The organism is Accumulibacter sp., assembly GCF_031732815.1.
In the GTDB taxonomy this organism is placed as follows: Bacteria; Pseudomonadota; Gammaproteobacteria; order Burkholderiales; family Rhodocyclaceae; genus Accumulibacter.
Genome location: NZ_JAVMKF010000221.1, coordinates 1 through 11643, shown reverse-complemented (window position 1 = coordinate 11643; position 11643 = coordinate 1). Strand labels below are relative to the sequence as shown.

Sequence of the window (11643 nt, the reverse complement as noted above, 5' to 3'; positions counted from 1 at the left end):
CGGGCGCAGCGACACGCGGCGCCGACTCCTGCCGCAGAGGACTCCCAAGCATGTCACCACAGAGCAGTTCGGGCAATGTTTCACCAATCGAAGAGATCATCGTTGAAATGCGTCTCGGGCGCATGGTCGTCCTGGTCGACGAAGAGGACAGGGAAAACGAAGGTGATCTGATCCTCGCCGCCGAGCACGTCACACCGGAAGCAATCAACTTCATGGCCCGCTTCGGACGCGGTCTGATCTGCCTGACGCTGACCGCTGCGCGCTGTCGGCAGTTGGGCCTGACGCAGATGGCGCGCGACAACAAGAGCCCCTACAGCACGGCGTTCACCGTCTCGATCGAAGCGGCGGAAGGCGTTACCACCGGCATCTCGGCGCAGGATCGGGCGCTGACGATCAAGACGGCGGTGGCGCGCAACGCGCGTCCCGAGCATATCGTCCAGCCCGGACACGTCTTCCCGATCATGGCGCAAGCGGGTGGCGTTCTCGTCCGCGCCGGGCATACCGAGGCCGGCTGCGACCTCGCTCAACTCGCCGGGCTCGAACCGGCCGCGGTGATCTGCGAGATCCTGAAGGAAGACGGCAGCATGGCGCGCCTCGACGACCTGCTCGCTTTCGCCCGCGAGCATGGCCTGAAGATCGGCACGATCGCCGACCTGATCCATTACCGCAGTCGGCACGAAATGCTCGTCGAACGCAGCCTGTCGAAAAGCGTGCGCTCGGCCTGCGGCGAGTTCATGCTGCACGCCTACACCGACTGCACTTCGAACGAGGTTCACCTGGTTCTGACCAAGGGCGAGATACGGCCGGATCGCGAAACGCTGGTGCGCGTACACGAACCGCTCTCGGTGGTCGATTTTCTCGACCCCGACGGCGGCCGCCACAGCTTTCCGCTCTCCGTCGCGCTGGCGGCGCTGGCGCGCGCCGAGGCGGGCGTGATCGTTCTGCTGCATCGACCGGAGAGCGGTCAGGATCTGCTGACGATGTTGCGCGAGCCCGCCGCCACCCGGCGCCCGGCGGCGCGCTGGGACCCCCGCATCTACGGGATAGGCGCGCAGATTCTGCGCGATCTCGGCGTCGGCAAGATGCGCCTGCTGTCGAGTCCGCGCCGGATGCCGAGCATGACCGGTTTCGACCTTGAAGTGACCGGCTACATCGCCTCGCCGGCCGACCTGGAGAGCCGCTGATGGGAACGCGCACGGTACGCCACGAGACCCCTCTGTCGATGGCGCGCTATGCCAGCATCGACGAATACGACGTCGAGCTGAGCGGCGACAGCCTGACCGTCGGCATCGTCATGAGCCGCTTCAACCTGGAAATCGGCGAGGGCTTGCTGAGCGCCTGCACCGGCGAGCTGAAACGCCTCGGCGTCGCCGACGGCAGCATCCGGATCGCCACCGTCCCCGGTGCGCTGGAGATTCCGCTGGCGCTGCAGACGATGGCGCGCAGTGGGCGCTTCGACGCGCTGGTCGCGCTCGGCGCGGTGATCCGCGGCGAAACCTACCATTTCGAGGTCGTCGCCAACGACGCGTGCCGGGCGCTGATGGAAGTGCAGCTGACGACCGGCGTGCCGATCGCCAACGGCATCCTGACCTGCGAGGACGACGACCAGGCACTGGCTCGCATGCAACAGAAGGGAATCGATTGCGCCCAGGTGGCGGTCGAGATGGCCAAGCTGCTGCACCTGCTCGGAGAGTCGGCGTGAGCCCGGAGCTGCCCGAGCGGGCGCCCGACGAGCGCCCGGCAGCCGTCGTCTCGCCGCGCCGCCGGGCGCGCGAGCTCGCCCTGCAAGGGCTTTATCAGTGGCAGGTGAGCGGCAGCGACGAAGCCGCGATCGAAGCCCATCTGGCGGACAGCGAAGGTTTCGCGAAAGCCGACCGGAAGTTCTTCGTCGCGCTTCTGCGCGGCGTTCTCGCGCAGCACGAAAGCCTCGCCGGACAGTTGCAGGACTGCCTCGATCGGCCTTTCGCCGAGCTGTCGCCGGTCGAAGCCTGCGTCCTGCTCGCCGGCGCTTTCGAGCTGGCCAACTATCCGCAGACGCCGTATCGTGTAATCATCAACGAGTCGATCGAGCTGGCCAAGGCGTACGGCGGTACGGACGGACATAAGTACGTCAATGGCGTGCTCGACAAGATGGCCGTCCGCCTGCGACGCCCGGAAGTCGAAGCGCGCCAGGCGGGCAGCAAGCGAGCGCGCTAAGCGGCCGCCCGCGCCCGGCATCGGCGGCCACGATCAACCCGGCGAACAGACCATGCCCAGCGAGTTCGACCTGATTCGCCGCCACTTTTCGCAGCCAACGCCGAGCGCTGTGCTCGGGCCGGGCGACGACTGCGCGCTGCTCGTTCCGAGCGCCGGAATGGAACTGGCGATCACCACCGACATGCTCGTCGAGGGCACGCATTTTCTGCCGACGGTGAGTCCCGAGCTGCTCGGCTGGAAGGCGGTAGCGGTCAATCTCTCCGACCTCGCGGCGATGGGCGCGCAGCCGCGCTGGCTGCTCCTCGCTGGCAGCCTGCCGAGCGCTGATGAAGAATGGCTGGCATCGTTTGCCGCCGGTCTCTTTGCCTGCAGCACGCGCTTCGCGGTCGAGCTGGTCGGCGGCGACACGACGCGCGGCCCGCTCAACCTGTGCCTGACCGCGCTCGGCGAGCTTCCCGCGGGAAGCGCCTTGCGGCGTGACCGGGCGCGCCTCGGCGACGACCTCTGGGTCTCCGGACTGCCCGGACGCGCGGCGCTCGGGCTCGCGCACCTGCAAGGTCGCACGCAACTCCCACCGGCGCTGGCGACAAGCTGCCTCGCTGCGCTGCAACAACCGCAGCCGCGGGTCGAGCTGGGGCTGGAACTGCGCCGGCGAGGGCTGGCCAACGCGGCGATCGACATCTCGGATGGCCTGCTCGCCGACCTCGCGCACATCCTCGACCGTTCCGCCGTCGGCGCCGAAATTTACGTCAGCGCGCTGCCGCCGCTACCCGCCGGCGCGGCGCTCGAGCTGGCGCGCACCTGCCAGTTGTCCGGCGGCGACGACTACGAACTCGTTTTTTCCGCGCCGCCTGGCGCGCGAGCGGCGATCGCCGAACTCGCCGACCAAGTCGCGCTGCCGCTGACGCGCTGCGGTCGCATCGTCGAAGCCGCCGGCGGCCTTCGTCTGCTCGACGCGGACGGTCGGCCGCTGGCGAGCGAACAACGGGGGTTCGATCACTTTGCCTGACACTGCGCCATCGCTGCGCTTTCTGTTCGCCCACCCGGCGCATCTGATCGCCTGCGGTTTCGGCAGCGGGCTGTCGCCGCGCGCCCCGGGAACGGCGGGAACGCTTTTCGCGTGGGCGTCGTTTCCGCTGTTGCGCCCGTGGATGAACGACTTCGAGTTGCTCGCCTTCCTGGTGCTCTGCTTCGTCATTGGCGTCGCCGCGATCCACAAGACGGGGCGCGACCTGGGCGTGATCGATCACGGCAGCATCGTCTGGGACGAGATCGTTCCGTTCTGGCTCGTGCTGCTCTTCTGCCCGCCCGGCTGGCTGTGGCAGGCGACCGCCTGCGCTCTCTTTCGCCTGTTCGACATCGGCAAACCGCAACCGGCGCGCTACTTCGACGAACAGGTCAAGAACGGCTTCGGCGTGATGTGCGACGATCTGGTCGCCGCCGCCTACACGCTGCTGGTGCTCGCCGTGCTGCGCTTCATCTTCGCCTGATGGACAGCCGGCAAAGCGATCTGGAGGAACTTGCGGCGCGCGTCGGCGCGCTCCTCCTGACCAACGGGCAGCGTCTGGCGACCGCCGAATCGTGTACCGGCGGCTGGGTCGGAGAATGCCTGACGGCGATCGCCGGCAGTTCCGCCTGGTTCGATCGCGGCTACATCACGTACTCGAATCAGGCCAAGGTCGATTTGCTCGGGGTCGAGCCAGCGACGCTCGCGGCACACGGCGCAGTCAGCGAGGCCACCGCCGCTGCCATGGCGAGCGGCGCCCAGCGCGCCAGCCGCGCCGACTGGGCACTGGCGATTACCGGCGTCGCCGGTCCCGGCGGCGGTTCGCCGGCGCGGCCGGTGGGTACCGTCTGCTTTGCCTGGGCCGGGCCGGACGATGTGCTGGCTTGCGAAACACAACGGTTCACTGGCGACCGCCGGGCCATCCGCGCCCAGTCGGTCGCCCACGCCCTTTTCGGCCTGCTCAGCCGGGCCACTCAACTTGGCGCATGAATATGAATGAGATTACTCTACTTTACGCAAGAAACCTGATCACCCGACGGACGACGCCAGCACGCCAGATGCTGAACTTCGTCATGCTGGTCGCCAATCTGGCATACGACAAGGATGTGCATGTCAGCTGGGCCGGCGAAGACGAAGTCTGGCACAAGCTGCCGGCCACCTTCCACACCGCGGCCGACGACGGCGCTAACGAATACTGGGTCGCGCAGGCGTCGTTTACGCTCGACGAGGACGCGACGCTACCCGGCAACGTGCGCTTTGCCCTCTGCCATCGCAGCCACGATGCCGAATACTGGGACAACAACCAGGGCAGCAACTATGCGATGGACGCCGATTGCGGAATCCTCCTGGGCAACCAGCGCCCACTGATCAGCAGTGCGCTCGACGCGGTTCTGGCCACCGGACAAAAGGAAATCCCACTCACCGTGACGCTGCGCAACAGTCTGCCAGCACGCCGCGTGACGCTGCACTGGACGACCGACAACTGGCAGACGGCGCGCAAGACGCCGTACCGCTTTCGGCGCAACTATTGGGACAACGAGTGGCTGAGCAACGCGCGCAACCCGAATCAGTACGGCTACCAGGTCTGGCACACGACGCTCAAGGCGGCCGATGCCTTTCGCATCCAGTACCGGATCGCCTGTGAAACCGCGCAGCAGGTCATCTGGGACGACAATGCGGGCGCCGACTACACGCTGCAGCGCCCGCCGCTGAAAGTCCTGATCCTCAATCTGCACTGTTGCCAGGAGGAGAACCAGGACCGCAAGCTGTCGCTGATCGCACGCGCGATCGACGAATTGGCGGTCGACATCGTCTGCCTGCAGGAAGTGGCCGAGCTGTGGAACGACGGCCGCGGCGACTGGCAAAGCAACACGGCGCGAATCATTAATGAGCGCCTGGCGGCGCCTTTCCAGTTGGTCACCGACTGGTCGCACAAAGGATTCGAACGCTACCGCGAAGGCGTCGCGATTCTCAGCCGGCACCCGATCGCACGCCATCAGGCGCGCTTCGTCTCGACCGCGCAGGACCCGCACAGCATCCATACGCGCAAGGTCGTCATGGCGCAGATCAAGGTACCGCACCTCGGCCTGCTCAACGTCTTCTCGTCGCACCTGAGCTGGTGGAACGACGGCTTTGCCGAGCAGTTCGACAACCTGCGCCGCTGGGCGACCGACGAACACACGGCGCACGTGGCAGCCAGCCTGCTTTGCGGCGACTTCAACATCGAAGCCGGCTCGCGCGGCTATCGCTTCGTCGTCGACTCGCACGAGTACGACGACCAGTACCTGCGCGCCGTCTCGCCACAGGTCTTCGGCAGCGTCTTCCGCCCCGACGGAGCGCCATCCTACGACGGTTTGCGCGACGACCGGCGAATCGACTACGTTTTTCTACGCCGGGGAAGCGCGCTGCGCGCGGTCTCCGGTCGGGTCGTCTTCAACGACCACGATTATGGCCGCGTGTCCGATCACTGCGGGTATCTGCTCAGTTTCGCAGCGCCGTGAACGGACCCGGCCGACGAGCGCGCGCGCCGTTCCCGAGGCGGGCCGGCGAGCGTTCAGGCAACGAATGACGAGATGGAAAGATGAGCACAGCAGAAAACTTTGCCCGCCCGGTACATGGCAACCTCGGCGGGTCCTTCGTTCGCGTGAACGATTTCAACGAACAATTCTTCCTGCGCTGGGGCCGGATCAACTTCGACGTCTGGCATGGCGCCCAACTCAACCTGAAGGTGATTCTGCGCGTCTATCGCGACAATGCGATCTGCGAAACCTTTGTCATTGACACCGACCCCTACGACATCGAGTGGAACCATCACCGACGACGCACGCGCGACTTCTACATTCACCCGTTTTCGAGCAGCTTCGGCCATATCCGCTGCGTCAAGTTTGCTTTCGTCGTGCACCTGGACGAACACTCGATCGCTTCGCAGCTCGAGTACATCTTCATGGACTGGGCGCAGTTGCAGCACGAACAGCCGCAGTACCGGAAGATCAGCGACGAGTGGGCGACCGGCAACACGTATCACACCTACGAGGCCAACGCCTGGCAACTGCAGTGCGATGTCGATTGGTACAACCATCATTTCGCTTCGCTGCACCTGGTGCCGAAATTCACCAAGGGGCAACAGCACCACCCCTATCACCCGAAGCGCTTCATTCACGAGCACATCGACAAGGTTATCCGGTGCAAGCACGAGCATGCGAATCGCTTCTGCACGATCAAGGTCAGCGTCGACTGCATCGACGACCACGACTTCACGCGCCACCTGGTCTTCGCCGCCGAACAGGGCGTCTGGGTGCAGTGCATCGTCGACTGGCGCAAGATGACGCTGACCAACAGCCCCAACTACGCGCGTCTGAAACGCGCCGGCATCGAACTCATCGGCGTCGTCTGCACGCCCAAGCACCATCTGATCGAGGTCGATCCCGACATGCACACCAAGTTCATCATCTTCAACGATGAGGACTGCATCCTCGGCTCGTTCAACATCACCTTCGACCGCTGGTGGGCGAACTGGGAATCGGGCATGACCTTCCACTCGCGCGGCGTCTGCCGGCTGCTCGACAATGTCTTCCAGAGCGAACGCGGCGGCGTCATCCAGAAATACGGCATCGACCCGCTCAGCCACTTCAACCTGCTGTATACCTACGGTCGGCACACGCTGCTCAACGGCAAGTACTACCGCCCGCATCACGCGATCCTGGGCGAAATCAACCGCGCCAGGCACTCGATCAGGCTGACCCTGTTTCTCATCGGCAACCTGCTCGGCGAGCACGGCGACAGCGTGATCGACGCGCTGATCCACGCCCGCAACCGCGGCGTGCACGTGCATATCCTGCTCAACGGCCACCTCGCCCGACAGGGACGCGTCGGCATCGAAAGAACGATGGCCGAAGAACTCGCCCGCCCGCTGCTGCCCGCGGTACAGGGTCTGCGCGCGGCAGGAATTCCGGTTGGCCTGGTCTACGGGCAGACCGACCATCGCGTACCCTACTCGCCGATTCACTCGAAATACTGCATCATCGACGAAGCGACGGTGATCGAAGGCAGCTTCAACTGGTACAACACTTCGGTCTTCTCGCACGACCTGATGGTCCTCGCCACCCATCACGACGTGGCAAGGGCGTATCTGTACGAATTCGACCAGATCCAGCGCTTGTTCAGGGTCTACTACTGAACGGTGCCAACCACGATGCCGCCGCGCGCCGTTCGACCGGGCGGCGGCGTACCAGACGACACCCTTTCGCCAAACCAGAACACCCCCACGCACCATCCGCCAGCGCTCACCGCACCGGCTAGCGCAGGTCCGCCGGCAGTCCCAGTTCGGGATGGCGATCGCGGCAAGACGAGCAAGCGCTGCACTCAAGCAAGCTGACGGCGCGGCGGGCAGGCTGGCCGCCGCTTCGCTGGTTTCCTGCGCGTCGTGCCCCAGGCAGATCAAACCATCTTCAACCGATTTCCTCAGTTCAGCCCTGCGGAATTAGTGCAAACTAAGCATTGATGACGGTTTGCCGCCAAGAGGGAGGTTCACCCGATGGGTACGATGAAGGTGGAGCGAAAAGCGCTGGCTGAAGTGCGGGAGTACGCCGCCCTGGTGAGCAGCGCCGACGCCGCGTTCGAGGCCATCGGCCAGCTCTACCGCGATCGGACCGCTGGCGAGAACAGCTTCGACGAACTGAAGAATCAAGGGCGCTCGGGCAGTTGCACGACGCCAGCCCGCGAACACGGCAAGCGCTCGGCGCGAGCGGTGGCGCTGAATGACGACGGGCGGCGTGGGCGTGTCCGCCTGACGCATGCAGAGGCACGCCTGGACGCGATCACCCGTCGCCCGCTGTTGGTCGCCGGCGTCGCCCGTATCGGCAAGGGTCTTGACCCTGTTCGGACAACTGCCCCTGAGTTGCCGAAAGCCGCTCGCTGGTCTGCACTCGTCCGCGGCATCGCCGAGAAAATCATCGCCGGTAAAGCCAGAATGCCAAGGTACACCGCGCTGGCTCCCCCTGCGCTGGCGGCCAATTTCGGTTGACAGCGAATCCTGGAATGAACAGACTTTGCACCCGCTTTCCTGCCGCGCTGCCCTGTGCCACCGAGCTTGGCGGGGTCTGGGGGCCTGCGCGAGAGCCTGTCTGACATGCACGAATTCAGTTCGCTTGAGCCCGGCCCCGACGCGGAGAAGACAATGGAAGACAACCATTGCGCAGCGCCAGCGCCACCCGCATCCGCAAACCCCGAAGTGGCTGGCCCCTTTTTGCTCGGGCTGACGCATGCATTCTTCAACCTGTGCGTTCTGCCACAGGGCGGCATGGCGCTGAAGATCGACACTACCGACGCGGAAGAGTGGTATCCGTTTTCGATGCTGATCGATACCTTCCGGACGATTGAAAAGGCCTTCCCTTCGTCCCGGCTGCTCTCCGTTCGCGCCGGCATGAACTTCATTCGCATCTGGTACGAGCATGGGCCGGGCAAAGAAATCGTTCATTCGACCCTGGATTGGCTGCGCGCCAACGATGAAGGCGCCGGATACAACCTGGTGGTCCGCGGCGGCAGCAAGGATGAAATCGGCTGGAGCAGAATCGTGTCGATCGACGAGACGAAAGGCATTGCGGTCTTCGAGAACGTGGCGCCGCTCTCGGCAGATTTCCTCACCGGGGGGCTTTACGGGGGCTGCTTCCTCTTCGACGACACGGAATACGTCGCCATCGAGGGAAGCAGCGAAACCTATGCGCCGAATCCGGCTTTCAACAGACTGGTGCACACGGTGCGCTTTCGCCAGAAGCCGAAAGACACCTGCCAGGACCTTGACCGCCGTATCGACGACCTCCAGCTTGGTCGTACGCTGAGTTTGACCCCGGCGGAGATCGACAGCCTGGTCTGGCGCTACAAGGGGCTGCGGCAACGCCGCGCGGTGGATACGGAGTACTACAGCGAAATCAGCAGCATTCTGGCCAACGCCATCACGGAAAGCCGACGCATGTTTCTCAAGGCGATCAGCCATTACGACATCACCAGTCGCGAGCAGATCGACCAGATGATGGATTACTTCATCAAGTTCTGCGCCTATTTTGCCGAGGCGGGAACCCAGCAAGGCCCGGGCATCAAAACGGAAAAGGAAATCAGCCAGCTCAACGCCGACCTCGAACAAATCTTCGCCAACCGAACGCGAGAATTGAGAAGGGCCAAAGACGCCGCCGAAGCGGCCAACCAGGCCAAAAGCGCATTCCTGGCCAGCATGAACCACGAGCTGCGCACGCCGCTGAACGCGATTCTCGGCTTTTCGGCGCTGCTGCGCCGGGAGGACAGGATGGCCGGGCGCGCCCGGGAGCATCTGGATATCATCAACCGCAGCGGCACGCACCTGCTGGAACTGATCAACGACATTCTCGACATGGCCAAGATCGAGGCGGGTCGCGTGCAACTGCAGATGGCGCCGCTGGATTTTCACACCCTGGTGCAAGATGTGGTGAGCATGATGAGACAACGCGCCGTGGAAAAGGGCCTCGAACTGCGCCTGGAACAGTCGCCCCGCGTACTGCGTTATATCAGAGGCGACGAAACCCGGCTGCGGCAAGAGCTGGTCAACCTGCTGGGCAACGCCATCAAGTTCACCGAAGAGGGGGCTGTGACCCTGCGGCTCGAGGCCCAGCCCGACGCGAACCAGCCCCGGCTCCTGATCGAGGTGGAGGACACCGGACCAGGCATTTCCCCCGAAGATCAGGCGCGGGTGTTCGAGCCTTTCGTGCAGGCCGGTTCGACCGCCGGTCAGAAAGGCACTGGACTGGGGCTGGCGATCACCCGGCAGTTCGTCGAGTTGATGGGCGGGCGCATCGGGGTGAGCAGCCAGCTCGGTCAGGGCAGCCGCTTCTGGATCGACCTGCCGGTCCAGGCAGCAGCCGCAGCCGAACTGGTGGAGCCCGAGGCGGCGCGCGGCGAAGTGCTGGGGTTGGCGCCGGGCGAGCCGCAGTGGCGGATTCTGATCGTCGAAGACCAGCGGGAAAACGCCTTGCTGCTGAGCCGCTTGCTGGAAGATGTCGGCTTGCAGTTGCGGATAGCGAACAACGGCGCCGACGCGATCGAACGTTTCCTGCAGTGGCGGCCGCACTTCATCTGGATGGACCGCTGCATGCCGGTGATGGACGGGTTGGAGGCCACCCGGCGGATTCGCGCGCTGGAGGGGGGCGCGGCGGTGAAGATCGTCGCCCTGACCGCCTCGGCGTTTGCTGAGCAGCGCGGCGAGATGCTGGCGGCGGGCATGGACGATGTCATGCACAAACCGTTCCGGCTCGAAGAGATTTTCGGCTGCCTGGAGCGCCAGTTGGGCGTGCGCTTTCTGCGCCAGGAGGAGGCGGCGGCGGCGCCGGCGAGCGCAGCCCTCGGGGAACAGGTGCCGGATCGCGCGGCCCTGGCGGCGCTGCCGCAGGTGTTGCGGAGGGATTTGGCTGACGCCCTGGTGATGCTGGATGTCCGGCGCATCGACACCCTGATCGAACAGGTCTGGGAACACGATGCGGCTCTCGCGCACTGGTTGCGAGAGCACGCTTACAACTTCGATTACGGGCTGATTGGAAACGCGCTGAAAGGCGTATCTGAAACAGGTGCGGCGGCAAAGGCCGACCGATTGAAGCATGGGGCGAGGTGAAGTCGTGGACACCAAAGGACGAGCAATGAGGCTGGCGGGCTTGCTTGCCGATCTGACCGATCGATCCCGGCGACCAGCCCTCGTGCTGATGCGCAGCGCGTCCAGCGTGCGGCTGATCGTCGGCACCGTCGGGCTGGTCGCTCACCTGTCGTTCCGGAACGCTGAGGAAGCCGTTGGTGACCTTGCCAGGCGACTGATGGCCGAAGTTGGCCGGCGCGTCGAGCAAAACCTGTCCGACGCGCTCGCCGACCTGGAGCGGATCACTCGCACCAGTGCCGCGCTGTTCGGCGCGCCCACTCAGCCGGCTTGAGCCCAGCCTCTGCACGGAGAAGACAATGCAAGCCAACTGTAGCGCAGCGCCAGAACTACCCCCGACATCGGCAAAAGGGGAAGTGGCGGGCTCCTTTCTGATCGGCCTGACTCAGGCATTCTATAACCTGAGCGTTCTGCCACAGGGCATGGCGCTGAAGGTCGACACCATCGACGCGGCGCAGTGGTATCCGTATTCAATGCTGATCGATACCTTCCGCGCCATTGAAAAGAACTTCCCCTCGTCCCGACATCTTTCCATTCGCGCGGGGATGAATTTCATTCGCGTCTGGTATGAGCATGGTCCGGGCAAAACGATGATTCACTCGACCCTGGATTGGCTGCACGCCAACGACGATGACGGCGCCGGATACAACTCGGTCGTGCGCGGCGGCAGCAAGCGGGAAATCGGCTGGTGCAGAATGCTGTCGATCGACGAGACGAAAGGGATTGCTGTTTACGAGAATGTGATGCCACTCACAGTGGACTTCGTCTCGGG

At 64.6% G+C, this 11643-nt stretch carries 12 protein-coding genes; all 12 read left to right on the top strand.

All coding sequences use genetic code 11. The features are described 5' to 3' along the window. The first annotated feature begins 50 nt into the window (after positions 1-50). The gene (ribBA, locus tag RKP46_RS13970; RefSeq protein ID WP_311107194.1) at positions 51-1184 is read left to right on the top strand and encodes a bifunctional 3,4-dihydroxy-2-butanone-4-phosphate synthase/GTP cyclohydrolase II; all 1134 of its coding nucleotides are present in this window, start codon (positions 51-53) and stop codon (positions 1182-1184) included. Between the two features lie 38 nt (positions 1185-1222). Beyond that, entirely contained in the window at positions 1223-1702 is a 480-nt protein-coding gene (ribH, locus tag RKP46_RS13965) for a 6,7-dimethyl-8-ribityllumazine synthase (RefSeq protein ID WP_311107201.1), read from the top strand. Further along, positions 1699-2196, top strand: a complete 498-nt coding sequence (nusB, locus tag RKP46_RS13960; protein WP_311107193.1) for a transcription antitermination factor NusB — start codon at positions 1699-1701, stop codon at positions 2194-2196. Before ribH ends, nusB begins: the two co-directional genes overlap by 4 nt. 52 nt (positions 2197-2248) lie before the next feature. Further along, positions 2249-3205: a thiamine-phosphate kinase gene (gene thiL, locus RKP46_RS13955; RefSeq protein ID WP_311107192.1), complete on the top strand. Its 957-nt coding sequence runs from the start codon at positions 2249-2251 to the stop codon at positions 3203-3205. Continuing rightward, positions 3198-3686, top strand: a complete 489-nt coding sequence (locus RKP46_RS13950) for a phosphatidylglycerophosphatase A (protein WP_311107191.1) — start codon at positions 3198-3200, stop codon at positions 3684-3686. Before thiL ends, RKP46_RS13950 begins: the two co-directional genes overlap by 8 nt. After that, the gene (locus tag RKP46_RS13945; protein WP_311107190.1) at positions 3686-4192 is read left to right on the top strand and encodes a CinA family protein; all 507 of its coding nucleotides are present in this window, start codon (positions 3686-3688) and stop codon (positions 4190-4192) included. Before RKP46_RS13950 ends, RKP46_RS13945 begins: the two co-directional genes overlap by 1 nt. Before the next feature lie 2 nt (positions 4193-4194). Beyond that, positions 4195-5703 (top strand): endonuclease/exonuclease/phosphatase family protein, encoded by a 1509-nt coding sequence (locus RKP46_RS13940; protein ID WP_311107189.1) that lies wholly within the window; start codon positions 4195-4197, stop codon positions 5701-5703. 80 nt (positions 5704-5783) lie between these two features. Beyond that, positions 5784-7379: a phospholipase D-like domain-containing protein gene (locus tag RKP46_RS13935; protein WP_311107188.1), complete on the top strand. Its 1596-nt coding sequence runs from the start codon at positions 5784-5786 to the stop codon at positions 7377-7379. Positions 7380-7736: 357 nt separating this feature from the next. Next, on the top strand, positions 7737-8225 hold the full coding sequence (locus tag RKP46_RS13930) for a hypothetical protein (RefSeq protein WP_311107187.1): 489 nt from the start codon (positions 7737-7739) through the stop codon (positions 8223-8225). A gap of 276 nt (positions 8226-8501) precedes the next feature. After that, entirely contained in the window at positions 8502-10835 is a 2334-nt protein-coding gene (locus tag RKP46_RS13925; RefSeq protein ID WP_311107186.1) for an ATP-binding protein, read from the top strand. A gap of 40 nt (positions 10836-10875) precedes the next feature. Next, positions 10876-11145, top strand: a complete 270-nt coding sequence (locus RKP46_RS13920) for a hypothetical protein (RefSeq protein WP_311107185.1) — start codon at positions 10876-10878, stop codon at positions 11143-11145. A gap of 25 nt (positions 11146-11170) precedes the next feature. Then, on the top strand, positions 11171-11643 hold a 473-nt coding region (locus RKP46_RS13915; RefSeq protein WP_311107184.1), incomplete at its 3' end, for a hypothetical protein.

Bases quoted from the DNA above. Each gene is read 5' to 3' on its own strand.
- RKP46_RS13945 (WP_311107190.1), top strand. From the start codon at position 3,686: ATGGACAGCCGGCAAAGCGATCTGGAGGAACTTGCGGCGCGCGTCGGC.
- RKP46_RS13930 (WP_311107187.1), top strand. From the start codon at position 7,737: ATGGGTACGATGAAGGTGGAGCGAAAAGCGCTGGCTGAAGTGCGGGAG.
- RKP46_RS13940 (WP_311107189.1), top strand. From the start codon at position 4,195: ATGAATGAGATTACTCTACTTTACGCAAGAAACCTGATCACCCGACGG.
- RKP46_RS13935 (WP_311107188.1), top strand. From the start codon at position 5,784: ATGAGCACAGCAGAAAACTTTGCCCGCCCGGTACATGGCAACCTCGGC.
- thiL (WP_311107192.1), top strand. From the start codon at position 2,249: ATGCCCAGCGAGTTCGACCTGATTCGCCGCCACTTTTCGCAGCCAACG.
- RKP46_RS13925 (WP_311107186.1), top strand. From the start codon at position 8,502: ATGGCGCTGAAGATCGACACTACCGACGCGGAAGAGTGGTATCCGTTT.
- ribH (WP_311107201.1), top strand. From the start codon at position 1,223: ATGGCGCGCTATGCCAGCATCGACGAATACGACGTCGAGCTGAGCGGC.
- ribBA (WP_311107194.1), top strand. From the start codon at position 51: ATGTCACCACAGAGCAGTTCGGGCAATGTTTCACCAATCGAAGAGATC.